Origin of the sequence: Leisingera sp. JC11 (assembly GCF_040704725.1) — a bacterium.
Taxonomy (GTDB): domain Bacteria; phylum Pseudomonadota; class Alphaproteobacteria; order Rhodobacterales; family Rhodobacteraceae; genus Leisingera.
This window is the reverse complement of sequence record NZ_JBFCVS010000005.1, coordinates 11626-37630: the sequence shown is the minus strand read 5'-3', so window position 1 is coordinate 37630 and position 26005 is coordinate 11626. Positions and strand designations below refer to the sequence as shown.

General features: G+C 65.8%; 26 protein-coding genes. 9 read left to right on the top strand and 17 right to left on the bottom strand.

The window, feature by feature from the left end:
- Nucleotides 1-88: 88 nt before the first annotated feature.
- The 3 genes from AB1A62_RS06995 to AB1A62_RS06985 all read left to right on the top strand — a co-directional run bounded on the left by AB1A62_RS06995 (nt 89) and on the right by AB1A62_RS06985 (nt 4639).
- Nucleotides 89-1102, top strand: a complete 1014-nt coding sequence (locus AB1A62_RS06995; RefSeq protein ID WP_366660815.1) for a VOC family protein — start codon at nt 89-91, stop codon at nt 1100-1102.
- Between the two features lie 522 nt (nt 1103-1624).
- Nucleotides 1625-1912, top strand: a complete 288-nt coding sequence (locus AB1A62_RS06990) for a hypothetical protein (RefSeq protein ID WP_366660814.1) — start codon at nt 1625-1627, stop codon at nt 1910-1912.
- Nucleotides 1913-2131: 219 nt separating this feature from the next.
- The gene (locus AB1A62_RS06985) at nt 2132-4639 is read left to right on the top strand and encodes an FAD-dependent oxidoreductase (protein WP_366660813.1); all 2508 of its coding nucleotides are present in this window, start codon (nt 2132-2134) and stop codon (nt 4637-4639) included.
- A gap of 88 nt (nt 4640-4727) precedes the next feature.
- On the opposite strand, the gene AB1A62_RS06980 is transcribed toward AB1A62_RS06985, so the two are convergent.
- Nucleotides 4728-5633 carry a LysR family transcriptional regulator gene (locus AB1A62_RS06980; protein WP_366660812.1) on the bottom strand — a complete coding sequence of 302 codons (906 nt, stop codon included), beginning with the start codon at nt 5631-5633 and terminating at the stop codon, nt 4728-4730.
- A 91-nt stretch (nt 5634-5724) separates the two neighbouring features.
- Here AB1A62_RS06980 and AB1A62_RS06975 point away from each other — a divergent pair, with 91 nt between their 5' ends.
- Both AB1A62_RS06975 and AB1A62_RS06970 read left to right on the top strand, forming a co-directional pair.
- Complete coding sequence (locus tag AB1A62_RS06975; protein WP_366660811.1) at nt 5725-5946, top strand: hypothetical protein; 222 nt, start codon at nt 5725-5727, stop codon at nt 5944-5946.
- 114 nt (nt 5947-6060) lie between these two features.
- Nucleotides 6061-6657, top strand: coding sequence for a class I SAM-dependent methyltransferase (locus AB1A62_RS06970; protein ID WP_366660810.1), 597 nt, complete (start codon nt 6061-6063; stop codon nt 6655-6657).
- A gap of 359 nt (nt 6658-7016) precedes the next feature.
- On the opposite strand, the gene AB1A62_RS06965 is transcribed toward AB1A62_RS06970, so the two are convergent.
- A complete protein-coding gene (locus tag AB1A62_RS06965; RefSeq protein ID WP_366660809.1) occupies nt 7017-7205 on the bottom strand; it encodes a hypothetical protein in 189 nt (62 codons plus the stop codon).
- Between the two features lie 182 nt (nt 7206-7387).
- Between AB1A62_RS06965 and AB1A62_RS06960 the strand changes: the two genes are divergently transcribed.
- A complete protein-coding gene (locus AB1A62_RS06960) occupies nt 7388-8293 on the top strand; it encodes a LytTR family DNA-binding domain-containing protein (protein WP_366660808.1) in 906 nt (301 codons plus the stop codon).
- A gap of 73 nt (nt 8294-8366) precedes the next feature.
- Here AB1A62_RS06960 and AB1A62_RS06955 read toward each other — a convergent pair whose 3' ends face one another.
- The 7 genes from AB1A62_RS06955 to AB1A62_RS06925 form a co-directional block, all read right to left on the bottom strand.
- Complete coding sequence (locus AB1A62_RS06955) at nt 8367-8804, bottom strand: lipocalin-like domain-containing protein (RefSeq protein ID WP_366660807.1); 438 nt, start codon at nt 8802-8804, stop codon at nt 8367-8369.
- 188 nt (nt 8805-8992) lie between these two features.
- Nucleotides 8993-9583, bottom strand: coding sequence for a phosphohydrolase (locus tag AB1A62_RS06950; protein ID WP_366660806.1), 591 nt, complete (start codon nt 9581-9583; stop codon nt 8993-8995).
- Nucleotides 9584-9821: 238 nt separating this feature from the next.
- Nucleotides 9822-10121 carry a carboxymuconolactone decarboxylase family protein gene (locus AB1A62_RS06945; protein WP_366660805.1) on the bottom strand — a complete coding sequence of 100 codons (300 nt, stop codon included), beginning with the start codon at nt 10119-10121 and terminating at the stop codon, nt 9822-9824.
- 123 nt (nt 10122-10244) lie between these two features.
- Nucleotides 10245-10580 (bottom strand): carboxymuconolactone decarboxylase family protein, encoded by a 336-nt coding sequence (locus AB1A62_RS06940; protein ID WP_366660804.1) that lies wholly within the window; start codon nt 10578-10580, stop codon nt 10245-10247.
- A 74-nt stretch (nt 10581-10654) separates the two neighbouring features.
- Nucleotides 10655-11311, bottom strand: coding sequence for a DUF938 domain-containing protein (locus tag AB1A62_RS06935; protein WP_366660803.1), 657 nt, complete (start codon nt 11309-11311; stop codon nt 10655-10657).
- Nucleotides 11311-12381, bottom strand: coding sequence for an FAD-binding oxidoreductase (locus AB1A62_RS06930; protein ID WP_366660802.1), 1071 nt, complete (start codon nt 12379-12381; stop codon nt 11311-11313). Before AB1A62_RS06930 ends, AB1A62_RS06935 begins: the two co-directional genes overlap by 1 nt.
- A 4-nt stretch (nt 12382-12385) precedes the next feature.
- Complete coding sequence (locus AB1A62_RS06925; RefSeq protein ID WP_366660801.1) at nt 12386-13348, bottom strand: aldo/keto reductase; 963 nt, start codon at nt 13346-13348, stop codon at nt 12386-12388.
- Between the two features lie 136 nt (nt 13349-13484).
- On the opposite strand from AB1A62_RS06925, the gene AB1A62_RS06920 reads away from it, so the two are divergent.
- The 3 genes from AB1A62_RS06920 (at nt 13485) to AB1A62_RS06910 (ending at nt 15764) form a co-directional block, all read left to right on the top strand.
- On the top strand, nt 13485-13844 hold the full coding sequence (locus tag AB1A62_RS06920) for a hypothetical protein (RefSeq protein WP_366660800.1): 360 nt from the start codon (nt 13485-13487) through the stop codon (nt 13842-13844).
- A gap of 3 nt (nt 13845-13847) precedes the next feature.
- Nucleotides 13848-15086, top strand: coding sequence for a biotin/lipoyl-binding protein (locus AB1A62_RS06915; protein WP_366660799.1), 1239 nt, complete (start codon nt 13848-13850; stop codon nt 15084-15086).
- A gap of 93 nt (nt 15087-15179) precedes the next feature.
- A complete protein-coding gene (locus AB1A62_RS06910) occupies nt 15180-15764 on the top strand; it encodes a hypothetical protein (protein WP_366660798.1) in 585 nt (194 codons plus the stop codon).
- Between the two features lie 40 nt (nt 15765-15804).
- On the opposite strand, the gene AB1A62_RS06905 is transcribed toward AB1A62_RS06910, so the two are convergent.
- The 8 genes from AB1A62_RS06905 to AB1A62_RS06870 form a co-directional block, all read right to left on the bottom strand.
- Nucleotides 15805-16155, bottom strand: coding sequence for a VOC family protein (locus AB1A62_RS06905; protein WP_366660797.1), 351 nt, complete (start codon nt 16153-16155; stop codon nt 15805-15807).
- A 228-nt stretch (nt 16156-16383) separates the two neighbouring features.
- The gene (locus tag AB1A62_RS06900) at nt 16384-17457 is read right to left on the bottom strand and encodes a BMP family ABC transporter substrate-binding protein (RefSeq protein ID WP_366660796.1); all 1074 of its coding nucleotides are present in this window, start codon (nt 17455-17457) and stop codon (nt 16384-16386) included.
- Between the two features lie 72 nt (nt 17458-17529).
- Entirely contained in the window at nt 17530-18450 is a 921-nt protein-coding gene (locus tag AB1A62_RS06895) for an ABC transporter permease (RefSeq protein WP_366660795.1), read from the bottom strand.
- 1 nt (nt 18451) lies between these two features.
- Nucleotides 18452-19534, bottom strand: a complete 1083-nt coding sequence (locus tag AB1A62_RS06890) for an ABC transporter permease (protein WP_366660794.1) — start codon at nt 19532-19534, stop codon at nt 18452-18454.
- Nucleotides 19535-19576: 42 nt separating this feature from the next.
- Complete coding sequence (locus AB1A62_RS06885) at nt 19577-21094, bottom strand: ABC transporter ATP-binding protein (RefSeq protein ID WP_366660793.1); 1518 nt, start codon at nt 21092-21094, stop codon at nt 19577-19579.
- Nucleotides 21091-22026 (bottom strand): xanthine dehydrogenase accessory protein XdhC, encoded by a 936-nt coding sequence (gene xdhC / locus AB1A62_RS06880; RefSeq protein WP_366660792.1) that lies wholly within the window; start codon nt 22024-22026, stop codon nt 21091-21093. The genes AB1A62_RS06885 and xdhC overlap by 4 nt, the downstream gene beginning before the upstream one ends.
- Nucleotides 22016-24310, bottom strand: a complete 2295-nt coding sequence (gene xdhB, locus AB1A62_RS06875) for a xanthine dehydrogenase molybdopterin binding subunit (RefSeq protein WP_366660791.1) — start codon at nt 24308-24310, stop codon at nt 22016-22018. The genes xdhC and xdhB overlap by 11 nt, the downstream gene beginning before the upstream one ends.
- On the bottom strand, nt 24307-25668 hold the full coding sequence (locus AB1A62_RS06870) for a xanthine dehydrogenase small subunit (protein WP_366660790.1): 1362 nt from the start codon (nt 25666-25668) through the stop codon (nt 24307-24309). The genes xdhB and AB1A62_RS06870 overlap by 4 nt, the downstream gene beginning before the upstream one ends.
- Between the last annotated feature and the right edge of the window lie 337 nt (nt 25669-26005).

The following is a 26005-nucleotide window of genomic DNA, read 5'->3' as shown; positions in this document are numbered from 1 at the left end:
CGCAGCTGCAAAACAGCAAGATTTGTGTGTTCTGATTGCGCTCCGCAATGCCTAGATCAAGGTCAGGCACAACAAGGGGCAGGCCTTCATGACCATCGGGCATTTCATCTGGACGGATCTTTCCACCTTCGACATGGCGCTGGCGCGCAAGACCTATGCGGATCTGTTCGGCTGGTCGTTTGACGGCGATGGCGGCTACGATTTCGCCCGGGACAAGGCGCAGGCTGCCGCGGCGGTGTTTCCGATGCCGGAGTATCTGGCCAGGATAAACATGCCCTCCTTCTGGATGTCCTATGTCCATGTCGAGGATCTGGATGCCCGGGTCGAAGCCGCCCGCGGCCACGAGGGCGCGATCATCGAGATCGAGCCGCAGCCGTTTGACGAACACAGCCGCATCGCGCTGGTGCGCGATCCCTCCGGCGCCGGCTTCACCATGGTGGAGGGCAGCAGCCTCACGCCGCCTCAAAGGCCGCCGCAGCCCGGCCATGTGGTCCGCCGCTGCCACCACCTGCCGGACATCGCGCTGATCGAGGGGTTCTACAAGGACCTGTTCGGCTGGACCTTCCATAAGACGGCGGACACGCCCTGGCCGGTCTGCGAAATCCGCCACCCGGACGGCAGCCTGGTGGCCGTCGCCGAGGAGGTGCCGGAAGAGATCCGCGGCAAGTTCCGCTACTGGATGCCCTGTTTTGCCGTCCGCTCGCTGGGTGAGGCAGCGCAGACGCTGTCCGTGCTGGGCGGCGAGGTCACGGTGGAGCTGCCAGACGGCCGTCTGATGGGGGCCGATCCGCAGGGCGCGGCTTTCATGATCCAGGCGCTGGAGGCTGAAGACAGTACCGGTGCCAAGGCCGGGCAGGGCGCCAGGCTGCCGTGGAAGGCCGGGCTGGGCCTGCTGTGCATCTGGCTGGCGGTGGTGCTGGATGTCCCTTTGTTCTGGGGCGTGCTTTTCCTGCTTTGGAGCTGGCCCGCGTTGCGCACGGGACGGGCCGATTTCATCGAACCCGTCCGCCGCAGCACCCATCCGCTGCTGTTCTGGGGGCTGACCGGCACCTGGATCGGGCTAAGCCTCTGGGTGATTGCCGGGGCGCTGGCCGCGCTTTAGCCCGCGCCCGCAGCAGGCTGCCGCAGCGGGCGGGAAATTGAGTATTCGGGAAAAGAAGAAGCCCAGCCCCGTCTCTTCTTCTTTGCAGAAATACTCACTGCGGCACAGCCGCCGCAATGACAACGGCCCAAGGTGTTGCGCACCCGGCGTACGCTGGCCTCACGCGATCTTAAGCTGCCAATGGCACACTCTCCCCTGATCGCGGTCACCCGCCGGGCCTGACACCCCCGGCACCCAGGAACAGGGCCCTTTGGCAAGGGCGCGCAGAGACAACGTTCAGCGTGCGGGAGGAACCTCCCGTCCCGCCTCCGCCCCTTGGCGGCGCCGCCATCCTTACCGCTGGCCACAGCACATAAGGCACAGACCAAACAGCAGCAGGCAGCAACCGGCAGGGCAGGGCCCCTGGCCGGGTAGTCGCAATTGCACCGGCTTTTCCCCGAATTGCCGGAATGCTGCCGCAATTCTGCGCCAGGTTTGAACCTGAGGTGAACAGCAAGGCACATGCGGACCCGGAGGGCAGAAATGGGACTGAAGAAAGCAATGGGCATCCTGGTGTTCAGCACCCAGGCGGTGATTGGCGCCGACTATTACTTCCAGACCCGTGACGCAGGCCTTGGCTGGGGCGATCTCAGCGCCACTGATTACGGCACCATCGTGCAGGAGCGCCTTGCCCGCGCCCGCACCGCCAGAGAGCAGGCCGCCCGCCGCGGACAGGATACTGGCGGCTGGGACCGGCTGGCGGCGCTTGGCAACGGTGCGGATGGCGATCAGCCCGTCTGCGTCCGCCGCGGTTCCGAGGCCGGGTGCTGACGCCCGGCAAGACAGCATGAACAACAGATAGCAGGGGGCCGCGGCCCCCTTTTGCTTGCGCAGAAAAACGCCATTCCCGGCAAAACCGGCGCCAGAATCCGGTATGCTGTGGCGCGCAAGGTCGGTTTTGGGTGTTTTTGCGTCGGCCTGATTTTGCGCGGATTTCAATGCGCGGGCATAACCGTCGCCAAGAATCTCATTAAGCTGGAGAGCGGGAGAATGAAAACCCAAGTCAAAGCACTTGTTGTTGGCGGCGGCGCCGTCGGCACCTCGATTGCCTATCACCTGGCCAAAGCCGGCTGGGAAGACGTCATGCTGATCGAGCGTGACGAGCTGACCTCCGGCTCCACCTGGCACGCAGCCGGCCTTCTGCCGCTGTTCAACATGTCCTATGCGACCACCCACATCCACAAGTACTCGGTCGATTTCTACAAGACCCTGGAAGAGGAAACCGGCCTGAACGCCGGCTTTGCCGTGGTGGGCAACCTGCGTATGGCGCAGACCCAGGAGCGCATGGACGAGTACATGCTCTATGCCTCCACCGCAGAGACCTGCGACGTGGACTATGAGTGGCTGACCCCGGATCAGATCAAGGAACGCTGGCCGCTGATCGAGACCGGCGACCTGAAGGGCGCGATCTACCACACCGAGGACGGCTACATTAACCCGGCAGACGTGACCCAGGCGATGGCCAAGGGCGCCCGTCAGCGCGGTGTCGACATCGTCCGCAAGATGCAGGCCGATGCCTTCCACTGGAACGGCACCCACTGGGAAGTCACCTGCACCAAGATGGTCGAAAAGGGCGGCAACCTGGTGCCCTCCGACGAGCAGGTGGTGATCACCGCCGAGCACGTCGTGACCGCATCCGGCAACCACGCGCAGCGCACCGCCAAGATGCTGGGCATCAAGATGCCGGCGATCCCGGTCGAGCACACCTTCATCGTCATGGATAAAGACCCCGAGCTGGTCAAATGGCGTGAAGCCGGCAACCCCGAGCACCCCGTTGTGCGCGACGCCGACAATGAATCCTATGCCCGCGAAGAGCGCGGCGGCTGGATCCTGGGCATCTACGAGCGCGGCGCGCCCGCACAGTTCGAGCACGGCGTGCCGGACAGCTTCCGCGCCGACCTGTTCCCGCTGGATCTGGACCGGATCGCCGAGCAGTACATGGCAATGGCAGAGCGCGTGCCGTCCTGTGCCGAAAGCGGTCTCAAGGACGACTTCAACGGCCCGATCTGCTACACCCCCGACGGCAACCCGCTGGTTGGCCCGGCCCCGGGCCTGCGCAACATGTGGCTGGCAGAAGGCTTCTCCTTCGGCATCACTGCTGCTGGCGGCACCGGCTACTACCTGGCGCAGATGATGGTGGACGGCGAGGCCGAGATCGACATGGCGTCGCTCGACCCGAAACGCTACTCCTCCAACTGGATGACCACCGAGTTCGCGGCCCGCAAGAACGAAGAGTGCTACGAGCACGTCTACATCCTGCACCACCCGGACGAAGAGCGCGAAGCCTGCCGTCCGCTGCGCACCGCACCGGCCTACGACCGCCAGAAGGCCCGCGGCGCACAGTTCGGCTGGGTCAACGGCTGGGAACGCCCGAACTACTTCGGCCCGCTGGACGCGCCGGCAAACTTCGACCACGATGCCCGCTCCTTCCGCCGCGGCGGCTGGTGGCAGCATGCCGTGGACGAGGCGAAAGCCGTGCGCGAAGGCGTTGGCCTCATTGACGCGACCGCCTTCACCAAACATGTCGTCAAAGGCCCCGGTGCCACCCAGTTCCTGGACTGGTTCACCTGCAACAAGTTGCCGAAGGTCGGCCGCATCAACCTGACCTACGCGCTGACCGCATTCGGCACCACCCGGACCGAATACACCATCGTCCGCAACGGCGAGAACAACTACTACCTGGTCTCCGCCGGTGCCTGGTCCGAGTACGACGCCGACTTCCTGCGCAAGGCGGCCGAGGACAAGATGGAGGAGTTCGGCTACATCGAGATCCAGGACGTGACCACCCAGTGGGGCGTCTTCGCCATCGCAGGCCCCAAGTCCCGCGATGTGCTGAAAGAGGTGATCGTCGACGCCGATCCGGAAACCGCACTGTCCAACAAGCGCTTCCCCTGGCTGTCGGCCAAGCAGATCGAACTGGGCATGTGCCCGGTCAATGCGATCCGCGTTGCCTACACCGGTGAACTGGGTTGGGAACTGCATCACCCGATCGAGATGCAGAACTACCTGTTCGACCTGCTGGAAAAGGCCGGCGAGAAGCACGGCATGAAGCTGGTCGGCGCCCGCGCCCAGAACTGGCTGCGCCAGGAGAAATCCTACCGTGCCTTCGGCAACGAACTGGGCCGCGACGCGACCCCGCTGGAAGCCGACCTGCCGCGCTTTGTCGACCTGGAGAAGGACTTCCACGGCAAGGACAAGCTGGTCGAGACCGGCGTCCGCGTGAAGTGCTGCACCCTGCTGATCGACGGCCCTGCCGATGCCGATCCCTGGGGCCGCGAGGCGCTCTATGCCGAAGACGGCACCCGTGTGGGCCGCCTGACCTCCGGCGGCTACTCGGTGGCCTTCGAGAAATCCATCGGCATGGGCTATGTGAAGCCCGACTACGCGGTGGAAGGCACCAAGCTGCAGGTCAAGATCCAGGACAAGCTGTGGGATGCGGTTGTCACCTGCGACAGCCCCTATGATCCGAAGAACGAGACCATCCGTCAGAACGGCTAAGGTCTGACGGAAGAAATGAAGAAGCCCCGGTCATTGGCCGGGGCTTTTTTGTTGGGGCGCTACCGGCAGAAAAGCTTCCCCAACCGTATCAGCTGTCGCCGTCTCCCTCTCTGTAAATTGCCGCATAGCGGGGGGCGAAGTATTTGACGAAAGCGCGGACCTCTGCCCGCCGGTAGGCGTCCGGCGAGATGAGCATCAGATGCGGAACGGAAAGTTCCTTGATCTCGTCGAAGCACCGGATCAGGGAGGTGTCCGGCTCAACCAGTTTGACGTTGGTTATGCCCAGCCCTTGCCCTGACCTGATGGCCGCGTGCATCAGGTCCAGCTCGCTGTAGCTTGCCGCGATCTGCTTTGGGTCGACCCGTTCCATCAGCCATTCGTGAAACACGTTCGGGACATCGCCGCGCTGGAAGGTGACAAACCTGTGGCCCTCCAGATCCTTTGGGGAGGCGGGCAGCCCGAAGTGCGCCGCATAGGCCTGGCTGCCGAACAGAGACCATTTGGCGTCGCTGATCTTCCGCGCGATCAGGCTGGGGGAGGGCTCGGTGCGGGCCAGCCGCAGCGCAATGTCCGCCTCGCCCGCCATCAGGTCCAGCGTTTTGACCGAAGGCAGGAACTCAAAGGCCACACCCGGGTTTTCGGCGGAGAACCCGTTCACGATATCAATCATCCGCGGGGAGAAATTCGCCGAATAGGCGGTGATGCGGATCGGCTTTGTCTCCGCCAGGTCAGCCGCCTGGCTGGCAAAGGCCCGGGCCGCGGTTTCAACGGCCTCGGCGCAAGGGACCAGATCCTGCCCGTTTGCCGTCAGCCGGAAGCCGCGGGTGTCCCGCTCAAACAGCACCAGGCCGGTTGCATGTTCCAGCGCATCGATCCGCCGCGCCACGGTTGGCTGCGCCATGCCGAGCTTGCGGGAAGCGGCCAGGGTCGACCCTTCCCTGACAACGGCCAGGAAGACGCGGAGGTCCGACCAGTTCCAGTTTTGGCTCTGCATTTTTGAAGAACAGCACAATTTCACGGCTGATACCAGACGCCCGCGCCGGCGCGTAGACTCATGCCCGAGCCCATCATAAGGAGGACCGACCATGATCTCGCCCGGCATCCCTCAGGTTGGAAACTGGAATTTTCTGAAGCTTCTGTTCAAGGCATCTGCTCCTTCAGCCAAGCCTGCACAGCAGGCAGCACCAGCAGAAGACACCCTGCATGAGCGGGAATTCATCCTGGACATAATGCAAAGCCGCCCTGAGGCCTTTCAAAGCGACTTGGACGTTCAATACGTCATGCAATACTACCCGTCCCGGTTCTGAGCGCAGCCGCGAGGACCAGTGGTATTCCTTCCTGCTCCAGGTGCCCTGCCTGTTGACGCCGCCCGCCTGCCGCTCCACTGTCCCGGGCCGGAGCAACCACGGCAGGACAGGCAGATGAGCGACGACTGGAACGATTACGCGGACGGATGGGACGGCAACAGTGATGTCCGCCATTATGCCACCCGGGCCTTTGCCGCGCTCGACGCCTTGGCCGGCATCACCGGCGGCGGCTGGCAGGACAAGCGGGTGCTGGACTTCGGCTGCGGCACCGGGCTGTTGAGCGGGAAACTGGCGCCGCATGTGCAGGAGGTGGTGGCCACCGACACCTCGGAGCGGATGATTGCGGTGCTGGAGGAGAAGGCGCTGCCCAATGTGCGGGCGCTGCATACGGACATTCTCGACGGCAGCGCCGCCGCGGACGGGGTAACCGGCTTTGACCTGATCTGCGCCTCCTCCGTCTGCAGCTTCCTGCCGGACTACGCGGGTGCCGTGGCGGCGCTGGCGGGCCTTTTGAACCGCGGCGGGATGTTTGTGCAGTGGGACTGGCTGGCCCCGGAAGCAGGCTCCTCCGGGCTGACCGTGCAGCAGGTGCGGGAGGCGCTCCGCGATGCCGGCCTTGGCGCGATCCGCGTGGAGCAGGCCTTCGAGATGGAGAGCGGCGGCCAGGCAATGCCGGTGCTGATGGGATCGGGCGTCCGCCAGAACGGCTGACAGGCGGCTGAACGGCGCAGGCCCCCGTGGCGGCGCGCTGCGCGCGGCGCAACCGTTCCGGCTGCGGGTGCGTCCCGGCACGGGCGCGTGTCCCGCAAGCGGGGTGCAATGGGGGACAGTGTTTCGGAAATTATTTGATTGAGGCGGATTTTACCACAATCAAATAATTCCGCCAGTGGGAAATTCCGGTCAGTTTCCCTGCGAAAACATGCATTTAACCATTCGCAATCCGGAATGCCTCTGGCTAAGATCATGTAATGGACAAGAATGGCGTCAGACCGCGGAAACAGAGCCCCACCGCGGCGGGGCACGTGTTGCGCCGTCCGCCCGGCAGCCTTGCAGCACCGCAGGCGCAGGGCCTAGTCCCGGCGCGCATCCTGCGGCGGGTAGCTGTCCAGGGCGATCCCGATCCAGCGCAGGGCCGCGGCCAGGGCCGCTTCGGCGGTGTCGCGCGCGGCAGGGTCGGCGCCGGCCGCGAAATAGACCTCCTTGAGACGGGTGAGGTCGGCGGCGGCTTTGTCGAAATCTGCGGGGACGAACTGGCGCATTCTGCAACTGCCATTGACAGGGAAAGGAAATAACGACGGCTAGCGGGTGAGCGCGGAGACAGCTTCCTTTGTGCGGCAATACAAGGAAAGAAGCCATCTCCGGCCACTCATCAACAGACAACCTGATAACGGAGGGGCTGATAGGTTTGGGGACGATCAAGGACAATCTCCAAAGCCGCGAAATGCAGCTTTTTGACATGTTCGGTGAGCCGCCGCAGTTCACGGTACATGAAATGACGCTGGTTTTACGCAGCGGAGTGTTTCTGAAATATGCTGCGGCAGTGGCCGTTCTGCTGACAGCGTTCGACACGCATGGCTACCGGGAGGCGGGGATGCCGCTGGCCGCCAACATGCTGCTTTGGACGGTCTGCGTCGTGGCATTCATTTCGGTCTATGCGGCGGTGGTGCTGGCCTGGTTCGCGCTGGCACCGGGCGGGCGGCAGCTGCGGATGCTGCGGCTGGTGCCGAATGCAACTGCGATGGCGGTGGTCACGGTCCTGGTGCTGGCCATGGCGTCGCTGTTTGCAGACGTGGAGTTCAGCAGGCGGGTCTTACTGCAGCATCTGCCCTACAACATCGCCCTGAGCTATATCTTCGAGACCCTGATGTTCGTGTTCATCCTGCCGCAGGCCGATGCGGCGCTGGGGCTGGACCTGTACCGGCAGCAGGCCGCAAGCAGCGCGGCGCCCGCGGAAAGGCCGCCCGGGCAGGAGCCGGCGGAGCAGCAGGCCGGCGATGCTGCGGCCGGGTTCAATGGCGCTGCGGTCGTGGTGCTGGGCGGGCAGTCCTTCCGGCTGGATCAGCTGCGCTATGTGAAATCGGAGGAGCACTACCTGCGGATCTCTGCCGGGGACAGCGAGCTGACGCTGCGCGGGCGGCTGGCCGATCTGCTGGCGCAGGTGCCGCAGGAGGCGGGTCTGCAGCCGCACCGCTCCTGGTGGGTGGCCCGCGATGCGGTGGCGGGGCTGAAGCGGGGCGGGCAGAGCGATCTGCTGCTGCTGGCGGACGGCAGCGAGGTTCCGGTGGCCCGCGGGCGGCGCACGCATGTGCGGGAGACCGTGCAGGCCTGGCTGGGCGGCCCGGGCTGACCCCGGGCCGGCAGCGGGCGGATCTACCGCCCGCGCGCGGCGCCGCAAGGCAAAGCGGGAGACTGCCGGGCAGTCACGGCTGATCAGCCACCTTGCGGAACTCCATGTTGTAGATGACGTCCTCACCCGTGGCCGGGTCCACGCCCGGCGCGCCGCCGATGCTCAGCCGGTCGCCTTCCAGGGTAAAGGGGCGTGACAGATCGCCTGCCCAGTTCGGGTTCCAGGCGCCTTCCACATGGTGAACCACCCGGTTGCCCTCCAGCGTATAGGAGGCGACGTAGGCCAGCATGCCGTCAAACAGCGCCGCTTTCTCCTCCGTGCTCCAGCTCCCGCCGCTTTGGCTGATGCGGTCGCGCCGGAACACGGTGGCCATCATCCGCCCGTCGCGGTGATAGGCGATATAGCCGATGGGAGACGGTCCCAGGGCATCCACGGTTTCCCCCGTGGCGACAGAGGTGCGGGTCCATGAGATCATGCGCCAGGATCCGATCAGCGCGCTGGTATCCGGCATGCGGTTTCCTCCACGGGACAGGATGCTTCACCTTGCCAGAAACAGGGCGGATCACCTAGGGGCAGGGCTTTGGCTGCGCTCGATTGCGGTTTGCAGCAATGAAAGCGCCCCTCCGGCCGGGGGAGCCGGGAGGGGCGCAGCCTGGCTCATGCCAGGGAAAGGACGCGGAGAGAGGGCGTCCCGAAGTGTCAGTCCTCAGCGGTTTCCGCCAGCTCCATGTGGCCCCAGCCGCGCGACAGCACCTTGCGCAGGATCGGCTCGAAAAACTCCAGCGGCTTGGTCGGATACTCCGGGTCAAAGGCGCATTGGTCGTATTTCTCGCAGAAATACCGGCAGTCCTCCCAATAGGGGCTGTCGCGGTACTTGTCGCGCGCGTTGCGGTCGCCGCCGAAGTGGTGGTTGTAGTAGAAGCCCTGGAACACGCAGTGGTGCTTGAGGATCCAATAGGTCTTTTCGCTGACATAGGGCTTCATCATCGCCGCCGACAGCTCGCCGTGGTTGTAGGGGGACAGGATGTCGCCGGTGTCATGCACCAGCGCCGCCACGATGATCTCGTCATCGGCGCCGTCCTCATAGGCGCGGGTCGCGGCCTGCAGGCTGTGCTGGTACCGGTTCACCGGATAGGGGGTCCAGTCCTCGTCCAGCGAGCGGATGGCGTCGAGGATCCGCTCCGGCAGGGCGGCGTTGTATTCTTCCTCGTATTTCTCCACCGCGGCCCAGTCCTCGGGCGTGGCTTCGGTGAAACTGGTCCAGGTTGGCTTGTGGCTTTTGTCCAGCATCGGCGCGAGTCCTTTGGTTTATCTGCGGACAGCGTAGCGCCTTCGGGCTGGTTAGGGATAACGAATTGATTTGCTCAGACTGATTGGAAAAATAGTTCGCTGTTCAGATCGGTGCTGATGCACCGGTTCCGGCGGTTGAGGCCGCCGGCAGTTTTACGGCGGGGCGCTGATTTTCCCCGCGGACCGCCGTCAGCTACCGGATCGGGGCGCGGCAGAGCCGCGCGCCGCAGCCGGTGCTTCAGGCTGTCAGTTCATCGAAACGGTCCATCGCCCGGGCGGCCCCCATCATGGCAAGCGGCCCGGCGGCATCGATGGATTTCTGCAGCGCCTCGCAAAACGCGGCGCGGGGTGTTCCGCTGTTCACCAGAACGCCTGTCTGGATGCTGATGCAGTCAGGGCAGCCCAGGGCGACGGCCAGCTCCAGCACCGCCAGTTCCGCCTTTCTGGAGGCCGCGCTGCCATCCGGGACCGGGTCCGGCGCGGCCCCGGCGGGGAGAGGCGGGCTGGCCAGCGGCGCCTCGGGATCACCATGCAACATCACTTTCAGGTCCTGCTTTACGTAAGGTCAGCAGGAGCTGTAGCGGAGCCGGGCGCAGCTGCCTTGATCCAGGTCAGGCAGCTGGAAATTCCGCAACCGGCGCCGCTTGAGGGCGGCGGCTGATCAGCGGGTCAGCTGGTCGTAGCACTCCATCGCCTTGGCGGCGTACATCATCGCCGGGCCGCCGCCCATCTGGATCGACATCGCAAGCACGTCGCCGACCTCGGCGCGGCTGGCACCGGACTTGACCAGCGCCTCGACATGCAGGCCGATGCAATCATCGCAGCGCAGCGCCACCGCGATGCCCAGGGCGACGAATTCCTTCTGCTTGAACTCCAGCACGCCGCCCTGTTTCACCGCCTTGCCAAGAGCACCGAAGGCCTGCGCGGTTTCCGGGATCGCGCCGTTCAGATTGCGCAGGCCCTTGCGGGTTTCACCGAGTTTCTCATGCCAGTCCATGTGCTGTTCCCTCAAAAATACATTCGATTTACTGAAGGTGTATGGGCGGCAATTCTGTGCGGCCTTGATCCAGGTCAGGCGGGTGGTTTTTCCGTGACCAGCGCCAGGTTGTTGGCGGGCATCTCCACCGCCTGCAGTAGTTCCAGCCCGGCGCCGTGCAGCCAATCGATCACGTCGAAGTCATCCTTGTAACCGGTCTCCGGGTCGTGGGCGGTGAGGGCGGCATGGAAGGCGCGGTCGCCGTCGCTTTTGAGCTCGCCGCCGCGCATGAAGGGGCCGTAGATCACGAAGCGACCGCCGGGGGCGAGGGCGGCGGCGGCCTCCTGGATCAGGGTGCGGGCTTCGCCCTCGCTGATCAGATGCAGCAGGTTCACCAGCACGATCAGGTCCTGGCCCGCGTGACCGGCGCCCCAGCCGGGCGCGGTGGCGTCCAGGCCGGCCGGGGGCAGGATATTGGCAAGGCCCGCTTCGTCGGCATAGGCTTGGATGCTGGCGCGGCGGGCGGCGTCCACTTCCGTCGGCTGCCACATCAGGCCGGGCAGGCGGGCGGCATAGGCCGCCGCATGCTGGCCGGTGCCGCTGGCAATTTCCAGGGCGCGCCCCTGCGGCGGGGCCACTTGCTCCAGCAGATCGCAGATCGGGCCGCTGTTGCGCGCGGCGGAGGGGGCAAACAGCTTGCCGCCCTGCGGTTCTGCGACAGATGCCGCGCCGGGAACTGAGCGCACCGGCATCAGCGCAGCCGTGCCGGCGAGAGGGCAGCGACCACGGCGGCGTCCAGAGCGGGCGCGCGGCCGGCCGCAAGGTCGGCAATCAGCTGCGAGGCGGCGGGCGCGGTCATGATGCCGTAGCCGCCCTGGCCCGCGCACCAGATGAAATCCGGCTGGTCCGGGTCCGGGCCCAGCACCAGGGTGCCGTCGCGGACAAAGCTGCGCAGGCCGGCAAAGTTGCTTTCGACGCGGGTGACCGGCTCTGTCACCATTTCCTCGTAGCGCGCCAGCCCCTCGGCCAGCACCATGTCGTCGGCATAGGCGTCATGCGGCTCCACCGGGTCGGCATCGGCGGGGGAGACCAGCAGCTTGCCGGCATCGGGTTTGGCGTACCAGGTTTCGCCCACGCCCAGCAGCATCGGCCAGCCGCTGACGTCATGGCCGCCGGGCGCGGGCAGCCGTGCCATCGAGCGGCGCTTGGGCTGCAGGCCGATGGCGGCGACCCCGGCCAGGGCTGCGATATGATCGGCCCAGGCGCCACCCGCGTTGACCAGGTTGCGGGCCTCGTAGGTTTCACCGCCCGCGGTGACCTGCCAGCCGCCGCTGATGCGGGTGATGGCGGTCACCGGCGCCTTGGTCACGATATGGCCGCCCGCGGCGCGCAAGGATTTGGCGAAGTCCTGCAGCATCCGGTCGGTGTCGATATCCTCAGCCGCGCCGCTGATGGCGGTATAGCCCACGGTCTCCGGGTTCAGGATCGGCACCATGGCGCGGGCCTCGTCCAGCTCCAGCGTGGCCATGCCCAGCTCATCCACGTCGCGGGCAAAGCCGTCGGCGTCATCCTTGGCCCCGACCAGCATCAGCCCGCGCGGCGACAGGTAGCCGTTGCCGCGCAGATGCGCGGCGCTGGCGCGGTTCAGGTCGATGGTGGGGCCGTGGCCGTAGTTTTCCTCGAACAGCGCGGCGGAGCGGCCGGAGGAATGGTAGCCGAGCGCGTCCTCCATTTCGAGCAGGGTGACGCTGCCGAGGGCGGCCAGCCGTGCGGCGGCGCTGGTGCCGGCCATGCCGCCGCCTATGACGATGAAATCCTGCATGGGTCTAGTCCTTGTGGTCTTCTTGTTCTTCCAGCCGGTCGGTGGCCGGTGCCGGCCGCGGGCTGAGCGCCTCGATCGCGCGGTAGAGCTCTGCGTCCATCGGGAAATCCAGCGCTGCCAGCGAGGGCTGCAGCTGCTCTGCGTTGCGGGCAGAGATGATCGGCACCGGCGCGGACGCGTGGGCAGCGGCCCAGGCCACGGCAAGGGTCGCCGGATGGGTGCCGCGCTGGGCAGCCAGCTCGGTCAGCGCGGCGGCAGTCTGATGCATTGCGGCGGGGCTGTAGCGGACGCTGTAGCCCTTGTCCTCGGTGATGCGGCCGCTGCCGCCGGCGGCGTATTTGCCGGTGAGGAGGCCGCCGCCAAGGGGGGAGTAGGGCACCGCGGTGATGCCCTGGTCGGCGCACATCGGCAGGATCTCCACCTCCGCCTGGCGCTTCACCAGCGAATACATCGGCTGCAGCACGTCGACGGAAATGCCGGAGGCAAGACCCGCCATCTGCGCCTTCATCACCTGCCAGGCGGCAAAGTTCGACAGCGCCGCATAGCGGATGACACCTTCCGCCTTCAGTGCCGCGAAACAGTCCATGGTTTCGCGCAGGTCGGTGTCCGGATCGAAGCGGTGCAGGTAGAAGACATCGACCATGTCCAGATCCAGCCGGCGGCGGCTTTCGTCCAGCTGCGCGCGCAGGTTGGCGGCCCCGGCGCCGCCCTCGTAGCCGGCCTTGGTGGCGATCAGCAGCTGGTCGCGCTCATCCCTGATCAGGCGGCCGAGGATCTGTTCCGAGCGGCCATCGGTATAGACCCAGGCGGTGTCGAAATGGGTGATGCCGGCGGCGCGGCAGGCGGCGTACATCTCTGCCGACTGCGCCTCAGTGGCGCGGCCGCCGAACTGCATGCAGCCGAAGGCAAAGCGGCTGGCGGGGGTGCCGTCGGGGCTGGTGAGGGGCGTGCGCTGGGTCTGTGTCATGGCGGCAGAGTGGCACGCAAGGCCGGGCAGGCAAAGGGCAATTCCGGCGCCAGCCTGACAAAAAGCTTGGTCAAATGGCGGTACAGTGCAACTATTGGATGCAGTTAATAAGTTCACTGATGACGGGGGAAAGACAATGTCGGCATCCAACGCCCATCCGATGGCTTCCGGGCATGTGCCCGCATATCTGCCGGGGCCCGACGGCAGCGACCCGCTGTTCACCTTTATGGCGGTGACCACAATCCTGCTGATCCTCGGCATCGGAGCGCTGTATCTGACGCTGCACGCCATTCCCGAGAAGATGGCGCATACTGACAACCACACGCAGTTCCAGGTGATCGGCATCCTGGCCCTGCTGGCGCTGTTCACCCACAACAACCTGTTCTGGGTCGCGGCGCTGCTGCTGGCGGCTTTCCGGATGCCGGATTTCCTGACACCGATACAGTCGATCGCGGCGTCGCTAGAAGAGCTGAAGCAGCGCGCCAAGGAGGAGTGATCCATGCTGGAACTGATGATCTGCTCCCTGCTGACGGTGCTGCCGGATTTCCTGTTCCGCCGGTACGTCCAGGGCAAGCGCCTTGGCAAGGAAATCAACTTTTTCTCGGTCTGGTACGAATTGCGCTGGGGCATAACCGCCTGCGCAGTGCTGACCATCTCGCTGATCACGGCGATTTTCTACTATCATCCGGCCACCACCAGCGTGGCCTCTTACTTCCGCACCGTGACGATCCTGCCCGAGACCGGCGGGCGGGTGTCGGAGGTGCTCGTCGAGAACAACCAGAAAGTGGAGGCCGGCGACGTTCTGTTCCGTCTGGATGACTCCAGCCAGCAGGCCGCGGTGGAGACCGCGAGGAAGCGCATTGCCGAAATCGAAGCGTCTCTGGCGGTTGCCGGCGCGGAGCTGGCGGCAGCCGAAGCGGGCATCGAACAGGCGACCGCAGCCCTGGCCCAGGCGCAGGATGACCTGGACCGCAATCTGGAACTGCGCGACCGCGGATCAACCGCCGTGCGCGAGGCGGAGATCGAGCGGCTGCAGAACCTGGTTGCCCGCCGCGAGGGGGAGCTGGATGCAGCCGAGGCCGGCAAGACGTCGGTGGAAGAGAATATCGGCGTTCTGATCCCGGCCCAGCGGGCCAGCGCGCAGGCGGCACTGGAGCAGGCGGAGGTCGAACTGGCCAAGACCGTTGTGTTTGCCGGTGTCACCGGGCGGGTTGAGCAATTCGCCCTGCAGCCCGGGGATTACGTGAACCCGATCCTGCGCCCGGCCGGCATTCTGGTGCCGTCGGAATTTGTCGAGCGCGACCGCTTTGCCGCCGGGTTCGGGCAGCTGACTGCGGGGGTGATCAAGCCCGGCATGTTTGCCGAAATGGGCTGCCTGTCGAAGCCTTTCACCGTCATACCGATGGTTATCGTGGAAGTGCAGGACGTGATCCCCTCGGGCCAGGTGCGGCCCAGCGATAACCTGCGCGACCCGCAGGACAACCGGCGCCCCGGCACGCTGACCGTCTTCATGGAGCCGCTCTATGAAGGACAGACGGATGATATCCCGCCGGGCAGCAATTGCATCGCCAACGCCTATACCAGCAATCACGACATTCTGGATGATCCCGGGCTTGGCTTCGGCAGATGGCTGTTCCTGCATGCGGTGGATACGGTCGGGCTGGTGCACGCCCTGCTGCTGCGCATCCAGATGCTGTTGCTGCCGGTGCAGACGCTGGTGTTCTCAGGCGGCCATTAACGGGATGCCGGACCTCAGAAAACGGGGCGGCAGAGGCCATATTGCCGCCCCGTTTGCTTGCTATCAGGCTGTCAAGCGGATTGGAGGTTTATGGTGAGACAGTTTCTGATGATCGGGGCCGCGGCCCTGCTGGCGGCCTGCACGGCACCGGAAAAACCGGATTACTGGACAGCGACACGGACGGGCTACGGCCCCCAGCCCGCTGCGGCGGCAGCTGCATCAGGCGGGCCGGATTACCGGACCGCAGCGCTGGCTGAAGCCGGGCAGTACACCAGCGTCATGCGCCCCGGTCTGCACAAGACCCGCACCGGCGCGCCCTGGCTGGTGTTTCACTCCTCCAGCTACCGGAACGGCGGCACGCCGCTGACCGGCCGCACCGCGGCCCAATCCGCACTGACCTACGCCAGCTCGAAATGGACGTCGCCCTATGCGGCGCAGACGCATGCGGGAGGCGCCAAAACACGGTTCCGGATCGTGACCGCCGATGGCAGCAGCTTTGCGGTGCTGAACAAGATCCGGCTGCCGCTGAAGCATCTTGCGGTGTCCGACAAGGAGGCGCTGAAACAGCTGTACGGGCATGTGGCGCAGCTGTCCGGCTGCACGGTGACCGGCCCGGCCCTGACCCAGCGTGTCAACGGAACCGTGGAACGGCTGGCGGCGCCGGTGGCCTGCTCCTGAACTGACGAGGCCGGGCGGCGGCACTTGCCGCCGCTGCCTTTCAGTCCGCAAAGCAAAGCTTGTTTCCGTCCGGATCCCGCACATAGGCCGAAAACCGCGGTCCGCGCTGGCCCGGCTCACCCTCGCAAGTGCCGCCCAGCTCAATCGCTTTCGTGTGCAGCCTGGTGACTTCGGCTGCGGAGCCAAGGCTGAACCCCACCATGGTTCCGTTGCCATTGGAGGCCGGTGCGCCGTCAAAGGGGAGGGCTGCGGCAAAGGCAAAATCGTCCCGCAGCCAATAGGTCATTCGTTCGCTTGGCCGGACCTGCGACAGCCCCAGGTTCTCAAACAGGGCGTCATAGAATTCGACCGATGCGTCCATGTTGTTGGTTCCAACAACGAAGTAATTCATCTTCAAAGGCAATCTCCAATGTGCTTTGGGGTTTCCCGGGCAGTTTCCCGCCGGTGCAAAAGCCGGGCCAGAGATATTGCCGGCCGGCTTGTGGAGCAGGGTGTACATCAGGGCAGTGACAGGGCGTGTCAGCAGGCTTCGGGAAAATCAGGGGCCTGCCCGCAAATGAACCCGCAAAAGAAAAGGCCCGCCGGATGGCGGGCCTTTGGTTTGTCCGGAAGGGGCCGCTTACTGCGGGATGTCGCCTTCGATGCCTTCGACATAGAAGTTCATGCCGGCCAGGGTGCCGTCATCGGCGACCTCGCCCTCGGCCAGCCAGGCGGAGCCGTCCTGCTTGTTCAGCGGGCCGGTGAAGGCGTGGTAGGTGCCGTTGGCCTGGGCGTCGCGGATCGCCAGAGCGGCCTCTTTCACCTCGGCCGGAACCGCGTCGGTGATCTCGCCGATGCCGACCATGCCGGCGCCGATGCCGTCCCAGGTGTCAACCGACTCCCAGGTGCCGTCGATCACGGCCTTGGTGCGGGCGATGTAGTAGGGCGCCCAGTTGTCGATGATCGAGGAGACGCGCGGCTTCGGGGCGTATTCCGACATGTCGGAGGCCTGGCCGAAGGTGATCACGTTGCCCGCCGCCTGCGCAGCCGCCTGCGGTGCGGTGGAGTCGGTGTGCTGCAGGATCACGTCGGCGCCCTGTTCGATCAGCACTTTGGCAGCGTCCGCTTCCTTGGCCGGGTCGAACCAGGTGAATGCCCAGACGATCTTGAACTGGACGTCGGGGTTCACCTTCTTGGCGTGGATATAGGCGGAGTTGATGCCGCGGATCACTTCCGGGATCGGATAGGAGCCGATGTAGCCGACGATGTTCGACTCAGTCATGTGGCCCGCGATGGTGCCCTGCACCGCGCGGCCCTCATAGAAGCGGGCGGAATAGGTGGAGACGTTGTCGGCGCGCTTGTAGCCGGTGGCGTGCTCGAACTTCACGTTCGGGAACTTCTTGGCGACGTTGATGGTCGGGTCCATGTAGCCGAAGGAAGTGGTGAAGATCAGGTCGGCGCCTTCCAGCGCCATCTGGGTCATCACCCGCTCTGCGTCCGGGCCTTCGGCCACGTTTTCCACATAGACGGTTTCGACCTGGTCGCCGAATTCGGCCTCTACCGCCTTGCGGCCCTGGTCGTGCTCATAGGTCCAGCCGCCGTCGCCGACAGGGCCGACGTAGACGAAGCCCACCTTGGTGGTGTCGGCCATCGCCGCGCCTGCGGCCAGGCCAAGCGCCACGGCGGCGCTGGTCAGGAGGTTGGTCAGTTTCATGTTTGGGACTCCCCGTTTTGGTTGAAACGCCCAGGAGAGGACCCTGGGCGGGATTTTGTGCCGCCCGCCGGTCTAGCGGGAGGCATGGAAATTGCGGCCGAGCGAAGCGGGTGCGCCGCTTTTGTCTGCAGAAAGGATAACAAGCACAAGGATCGTAATCAGATAGGGCGACATTGCCAGATACTCGACCGGGATGGCAACGCCTGCCGCCTGCAGATTGAGCTGCACCACGGTGACGCCGCCGAACAGATAGGCACCCAGCAATGCGCGCCAGGGTTTCCAGCTGGCGAACACCACCAGGGCGAGTGCAATCCAGCCGATGCCGGCGGTCATGCCCTCGGTCCACTGCGGCACCCGGATCAGGCTGATGTAGGCGCCGCCAAGGCCCGCGCAGGCGCCGCCGAACATGATCGCCATCAGGCGGATCTTCAGCACCTTGTATCCCAGCGCGTGGGCGGCGTCGTGGTTTTCGCCCACCGCGCGCAGCACCAGGCCGATGCGGGAATACTTCAGCACCCACCAGACCGCGGCGGTCAGCGCGATGCCGAAATAGAGGATGATGTCATGGCCGAACAGGATCGGCCCCACCACCGGCAGGTCGCTCAGGACCGGGATGTGGATGTCGCCCATCTGTGGCGGCTTAATGCCGACGTAGGACTGCCCCATCAGCGCCGACAGGCCCAGCCCGAACAGCGTCAGCGACAGGCCGGAGGCGACCTGGTTTGCCTGGGCAAACTGGGTGAGGATCGCGAACAGGATCGACAGCGCCGCGCCTGCAATGGCGGCGGCGATGAAGCCGAGGAACGGCGAGCCGCTTTCCACCGCGGTGGCAAAACCCGCGATGGCGCCGACGATCATCATCCCCTCGACCCCGAGGTTCAGCACGCCGGCCTTTTCGACCACCAGCTCGCCGATGGCCGCCAGCAGGAGCGGGGTTGCCGCCACCATCAGCGAGGCGATGAGCAGGACCGGGTTGATTGCAGAAAGATCCATGTTACGCCACCTCCGGCTTGCCGATTGCGATGCGGAAATTGGTGAGCAGGTCGAAGGCCAGCAGGAAGAACAGCAGCATTCCCTGGAACACCTGAATGGCGGCGGCCGGCAGCTGCAGGTTCGACTGGGCGATGTCGCCGCCAATGTAAGTCAGCGCCATCAGCCCGCCTGCCAGCAGGATGCCGACGGGGTGCAGGCGGCCCAGGAAGGCGACGATAATGGCGGTGAAGCCATAGCCCACGTTGAAGTCGATGGAGATCTGGCCGGAGGGGCCGGAGACCTCGAACAGGCCGGCAAGGCCTGCCAGCGCGCCGGAGGTGCCGAGGCAGAACAGCACCAGGCGGGTGGGGTTCACGCCGGCGAACTTCGCGGCGCGCGGCGCCTCGCCGGTGAGGCGGATGTGGTAGCCGGTCATGTGGCGGTTCAACAGCACATAGGCAAAGATCACCGCGATCAGCGCCGCCACCACGCCCCAGTGCATGCCGGTGCCTGCGATAAGCTCAGCGTTATGGGCGGCCTCCCAGGACTGCAGGTTGCGGGAGCCGGGGAAGCCGAAGCCCTCGGGGTTCTTCAAAAGGCCCAGGGAGACCGAGGCGAGGAACTGCTCGGCCACATAGACCAGCATCAGCGACACCAGGATTTCGTTGGTGCCGAAGCGGGTTTTCAGCACCGCCGGGATCATTGCCCAGATCCAGCCGCCAAAGGCGCCGGCGATGACCATGAACGGGAAAATCAGGAACGACTCTGAGGGGTAGAAGGCAAGGCCCGCCCCGGCGCCGAAGATGGCGCCCATGATGTACTGGCCCTCGGCGCCGATGTTCCAGATGCCGGCGCGGAAGCCCAGCGACAGGCCGATGGCGATCAGCACCAGCGGCGCGCCTTTGACCAGCAGTTGCGGGCGGTAGTAGAAGGCGAACTCGCCGAACAGCGGTTCCCAGAAAATGGTTCGGATCGCCTCAACCGGCGGTTTGCCAAGCGCCGCGAACAGCAGCCCGCCGACGATCATGGTGGCAATCACCGCCACCAGCGGCGTGGCCATCGACCAGGCGCGCGACGGCTGCGGCCGTTTCTCAAGCCGGATCATGAAGCGGCTCCCTGTTTCTTCTTTTGATTTCTGTTGCGGAGGTCAGACATGCGCCACCTCCATGCCGTGGGCGCCGCCCATCATCAGGCCGATCTCGTCCACCGTCAGGCCCGCGGCCTCGCGCGGGGCGCTGAGGCGGCCTTCGTTGAGCGCGGCAAAGCTGTCGGAGATTTCCATCAGCTCATCCAGATCCTGGCTGATGCAGATCACCGCGGCGCCCTTGGCGGCCAGGTCAAGCAGCGACTGGCGGATGGCGGCGGCGGCGGCGGCATCGACGCCCCAGGTCGGCTGGTTCACCACCAGCACGTCGGGGTCCTGCAGCACCTCGCGACCGATGACGAATTTCTGCAGGTTGCCGCCGGACAGCGACCGCGCGGCATTGCCGGGCCCGGGGGTGCGGACGTCAAACGCCTTGATGATGCGCTCGGCAAAGTCCTTGGTAGCACCCCAATCCAGAAAACCGTTCTTCTCCAGCCCTTCGCGCACCGAGCCGGTGAGCATGGCGTTTTCGGTCAGGCTCATGTCCGGGGCGGCGGCGTGGCCGAGGCGTTCCTCCGGTGCGGCCAGCACGCCGAGCTTGCGCCGCGCGGTGGGGCCCAGCTTGCCGATCGGTTCCCCGTGCAGCTTCACCGCGTCGGCTTCGGTCAGGGTTTCACCCGACAGCACGCCCAGCAGTTCGTCCTGGCCGTTGCCGGCCACACCGCCGATGCCGAGGATCTCGCCCTTGCGCACGGTCAGATGCACGTTCTTGAGCGCGGTGCCAAAGGCCGAGGGCGCCGGCACCGACAGGCCGGAGATGTCCATCGCCACGGCGCCGAACTCGCGGCTGCCGCGTTCGGGGGTCTGCAGGGTGCTGCCGACCATCATCTCCGCCATGTCGCGGGCGGAGGTATCGGCGGGGGTGCATTCGCCGACGTTCTTGCCCAGGCGCAGGATGGTGGCGTGGTCGCACAGCGTGCGGATTTCCTCCAGCTTGTGGGAGATATAGAGGATCGAGGTGCCCTCGGACTGCAGTTTCTGCAGGGTCTTGAACAGGATCTCCACCTCCTGCGGGGTGAGGACCGAGGTCGGCTCATCCATGATCAGCAGTTTCGGGTCCTGCAGCAGGCAGCGGATGATCTCGACCCGCTGGCGCTCGCCCGCGGAGAGGTCGCCGACGGTGCGGTAGGGGTCGAGCGGCAGGCCGTAGGTTTCCGACACCTCGCGGATGCGGGCGGCGAGGTCGCGCATCTCCGGCGGGTTTTCCATGCCGAGCGCGATGTTCTCCGCCACGTTCAAAGCGTCAAACAGCGAGAAATGCTGGAACACCATGGCGATGCCGTCGGCGCGCGCCTGGCGCGGTTCGGCGGGCTCAAAGGGCTGGCCGCGCAGCAGCATCTTGCCGCTGTCGGGCTTCACCAGCCCGTAGATCATCTTGACCAGTGTCGACTTGCCGGCGCCGTTTTCGCCGAGCAGGGCATGCACCTCGCCCTCGCCGATGTCAAAGGAGACGGAGTCGTTTGCCACCACTCCGGGGTAGGCCTTGGTAAGGCCCTGCAGGCTCAACAGTGGTACAGTCACGCGCGTGCGCCCTCTCTCTGTTCGTCTTCTTTTCCGTGCCGCAGCAGCTGCGCCGCCACGCCGACCGCAATCATCTGCGGATGTTTTCCAAGGTCCGGATCGCCGATCGGGCAGGTGATCCGGGAGATCTGTTCCGGGCTGTGGCCCAGGGCCGCCAGGCGCGATCGGAACCGCGCCCATTTGGTTCTGGAGCCGATCAGCCCGGCGAAGGCAAAGCCGCGGCCCAACAGAGCGTGGCATAGCGCCAGATCCAGCGCGTGGGAATAGGTCAGCACCAAATGCGCAGCGTTTTCAGGTGCATGCGGCACAAGGAGCGCAACGTCAGCTGCCGGAACCGTGGTGACGCCTGCCGGGATGTCCGCCGGGAACCGCTCTGGCGCGGTGTCGGCCCAGGTGATCTGCAGGTCCGGCAGCGGCGCCAGCACGTTCACCAGCGCGCGGCCGACATGGCCCGCGCCCCAGATCCAGACCGGGCGGCTGGGACGGTGGACCGGTTCGATCATCCAGCCGTCCACCAGCTGCGGCTCGGGGGGGACGCCCTGGCTGCGGGCGGTGGCGAGAATGCGTTTCACCGCCATCGGCACCGGCGCGGGGGAGGCCGGGCGGGCGATGACTTCGCTGTCCAAGCCGTCCAGGTCCGCGGCCTCGTAAACTTCGCTCAGCAGGGTGACGGCGCCGCCGCAGCACTGGCCCAGGTCCGGCCCCAGCGCGTGGGTGCTGAAGTGCTTGGGCACCATCTGCGCCCGCGCGGCTTCTGCGGCCTCATACTCCAATGTGCCGCCGCCGATGGTGCCGCTCTGGCCGTCCTGCCAGACCAGCATGGCGGCGCCGGGTTCGCGCGGAGAGGAGCCGCGGATGGCGGCGATCACCACCCGGGTCACGCGGCCGTGCGCGGCGACCGCCTCGCGCAATGCCTGAACGTCAAATCCCATCGCGCACCCTCCGGATCGCGCGCCAGATTTCCTCTGCCGTGGCGGGGGCGTTCAGCGCCGGGTAGGCATCGCCAAAGGCGGAGACCGCATCGCTGAGCGCCAGCCAGGCGGAGATGCCCAGCATGAAGGGCGGCTCCCCCACCGCCTTGGAGCGGTAGATGGTGTCCTCGCGGTTCTGCCCGTCCCAGAGGTTCACGTTGAACACGTCGGGCCGGTCGGAACAGGCGGGGATTTTATAAGTGGAGGGCGCGTGGGTGCGCAGGCGGCCGACGTCGTCCCAGACCAGCTCCTCGGTGGTCAGCCAGCCGGCGCCCTGGACATAGCCGCCCTCGATCTGGCCCACGTCCAGCGCCGGGTTCAGCGAGGCGCCGGCGTCATGCAGGATATCGCAGCGCAGGATGCGGTTCTCGCCGGTCAGGGCATCGACGGCAACTTCGGTCACCGCGGCGCCATGAGCGAAGTAGTAGAACGGGCGGCCCTGGCCCCTGATCCGGTCCCATTCCACCTTGGGCGTCTTGTAGAAACCGGTGGCGGACAGGCTGACGCGGCCCTGGTAGCAGAGCGCGGCGGCCTGATCGAAGGTCATCTCATCCTGGCCGATGCGGACCTGGCCGTTTTCGAACACCACGTCGCCGGGGCGGGCCTGATGGTGCAGCGCCAGATGCTCGGCCATGCGGTCGCGGATGGTGTCGCAGGCGGCCTTCACCGCCATGCCGTTGAGGTCGGAGCCGGACGAGGCGGCGGTGGCGGAGGTGTTGGGCACCTTGCCGGTGTCGGTGGCGGTGATCTTGACCTTCTCCAGCGGGATGCCGAAGCGGCTGGCGGCGACCTGCGCCACCTTCTGGAACAGGCCCTGGCCCATCTCGGTGCCGCCGTGGTTCAGATGCACCGAGCCGTCCTGGTAGACATGCACCAGCGCGCCGGCCTGGTTGAGATGGGTGAGGGTGAAGGAAATGCCGAACTTCACCGGCGAGAAGGCGATGCCGCGCTTTAGGTGGGTCTGGCCCTTGTTCCATTCGGCAATCTCCGACTTGCGGGCAGCGTAGCCGGAGGAGCGCAGCAGATCCGCGGTCATCCCGTGCAGCTCGAAATCCGTGACTTCCATGCCGTAGGGCGTGGTGTTGTCCGCCTTCGCCTCTGCCGGTGCCGCATAGTAGTTCCGCTGCCGCAACTCTGCCGGGTCGATCCCGAGGTCATGGGCGATGTGGTCCATCACCCGCTCGATCCCGACCATGCCCTGCGGGCCGCCGAAGCCGCGGTAGGCGGTGGCGCTTTGCCGGTTTGTGCGCAGCCGGTGGCTTTCGATGCGGATGCTGGGGATCAGATAGGCGTTGTCGCTGTGCAGCATCGCCCGGTCAGCGACCGGCAGCGACAGGTCCTGGGCCCAGCCGCAATCGACCAGATGCAGAAACTCGATGCCCTGCAGTCTGCCGTCGCCGTCGAACCCGGCGCGGTAGGAAATGCGGAAGGCGTGGCGCTTGCCGGTGATGACCATGTCGTCGTCGCGGTCATAGCGCATCTTGCAAGGCTTGCCGGTCAGCCGCGCCGCGACGGCGCAGGCGACGGCGAGCGCGTTGCCCTGGCTTTCCTTGCCGCCGAAGCCGCCGCCCATGCGGCGGGTCTCGACCCGGACGGCATGCATCGGCAGGCCGATGGCATCGGCCACCTTGTGCTGGATCTCGGTCGGGTGCTGGGTGGAGGAGAAGACAAGCATGCCGCCATCCTCCTGCGGCCAGGCCATCGCCGCCTGGCCTTCGAGGTAGAAATGCTCCTGGCCGCCGAGCTCAAACGTGCCTTCAACTGTGCGCGGGGCGGCATCGATGGCGGCAGCGGCATTGCCTTTCTGATAGATGCGCGGGCCTTCCTCGAACCGGCTGTCTGCGGCCAGGGCCGCGTCGAGGGTCAGGAGGGCGGGTTCTTCCTTGTAGTCGACCTTGCCCTTGCGGGCAGCGATGCGGGCGTTGCGGTGGCTGTCCGCCACCACCAGGAACACCGGCTGGCCGACGTAGTTGACGGTGCCTGCCGCCAGCAGCGGCTCGTCATGGATCGACGGGGAGACGTCATTGGAGAACGGCAGCCCCTTGGCGGTCATCACCGCCGCCACGCCGGGGCTGTGCTGCACATCGGTCAGGTGCATGCCGGTGATATGGCCGCGGGCGATGGGGGAGATACCGAAGGCCAGATGCAGGGTGCCGGCAGGGGAGGGGATGTCGTCGACGTAGCGGGCGGCACCGGTCACATGCAATTCGGCGGCGTCGTGGGGGAGGGGTTTGGAGACGCTCATGACCTCACCTCCAGCACCGAGACCGGGGTACCGTTCAGCTCGTCGAAGTAGCGCAGCAGCAGGTTCTTGGCGGTCACCATCCGGTATTCGGCGGAGGCGCGCATGTCATCCATCGGGGTGAAGTCGCGCTCAAATGCGGCGCAGGCGGCGGAGACGGTGGCCCGGGTCCAGGGGCGGCCGGTCAGGGCTGCCTCAACATGGGCGGCGCGTTTCGGGATGCCGGCCATGCCGCCGAACGCTATGCGGGCGGCGGTGACGGTGCCGTCCACCACGGTCACGTTGAAGGCGCCGAGCACGGCGGAGATGTCCTGGTCGAACCGCTTGGAGAGCTTGTAGACCTTGAGCGTGTCGGGGTGGCGCGGGAAGCTGACGGCCTCGACGAACTCACCCGGCTGGCGGTCCTGCTTGCCGTAGTCGAGGAAGAAGTCCTCCAGCGGCAGTTCGCGGCGGCTGTTGCCCTTGCGCAGATGCAGGGTGGCATCCAGCGCGATCAGCGCGGGCGGGGTGTCGCCAATGGGGGAGCCGTTGGCGATATTGCCGCCGACGGTGGCCGCAGCGCGCACCTGCTGGGAGGCAAAGCGGCGCAGCATCCCGGCAAAGGAGGGGTGCAGAGGCTCAACCGCCATGCGCAGCCGGTTCAGGTCCGCCATGGCACCGATGCGGACGGTGCTGTCCGTGACTTCGATGTCCTTAAGGTCCGTGCAGCCGTCAAGGAAGATCATCTGCGGCAGGTGGCGCAGTTGCTTGGTGACCCAGAGGCCGACGTCGGTGGCGCCGGCGATCAGCGTTGCGTCCGGATTGGCGGCGTAAAGCTCCGCCAGTTCATCCGCCGATTGCGGAATCAGCGGCAGCGGGCCGGGTGCAACCGGGCTGTCGCCGCTGATCCAATCCGGCACCGGGGCGTCTGCGGCGGCCTGCGCGGCGCGGATGATCGGGGCGTAGCCGGTGCAGCGGCAGAGGTTGCCGGCCAGCTGGTCGTCGAAATCCGTGGCGCCGTTGGTATGGGCGGTCACCATCGACATGATGAACCCCGGGGTGCAGAAGCCGCATTGGCTGCCGTGATGGTCCACCATTGCCTGCTGGACGGGATGCAGGGTTCCGCCGGGGCCTGCGGCGCCCTCGACGGTGCGGACGGATTTGCCGTTGAGCTGCGGCAGGAACAGGATGCAGGCGTTCAGCGCCTTGGCGCCGCGTTCGTCGGTGACCATGACGGTGCAGGCGCCGCAATCGCCTTCGTTGCAGCCTTCCTTGGTGCCGGTAAGCCCTTTTTCCTCCCGCAGCCAGTCCAGCAATGTTGCTGACGGGTCTGCGTCCGGAATGCGGACTTCTTCACCATTCAGACGAAAGGTGAGTGCCATCTTCCCGATACCGCCGCTTTACCCTGTTGACCCGATGTGCCGCCCCCTCGATGCGGCGCAGAGGGGGAAGCGGGCTGTTTTTTTGCTTGCTGACAACAGCCTAGGGAGCAGGCCGTTGTCAAAGCAAGGAAAACCCGTGCTGCAGTGCAGTATTCTGCGGAGCAAGAATATTGCGGGCGATGCGGGTAGGGCATTAATATTTATGCGTTTTATCCGCATCTTTGCGGTGGCTTTACGCGCCTGCGGCGAAAGAGTTTCAACAAAATGGATAAAATGCGGGGTTCACCGCACCGGTTTTGGCGGGTGTTCGGCGCGCAGATCGCCCTTTCACCCCTGC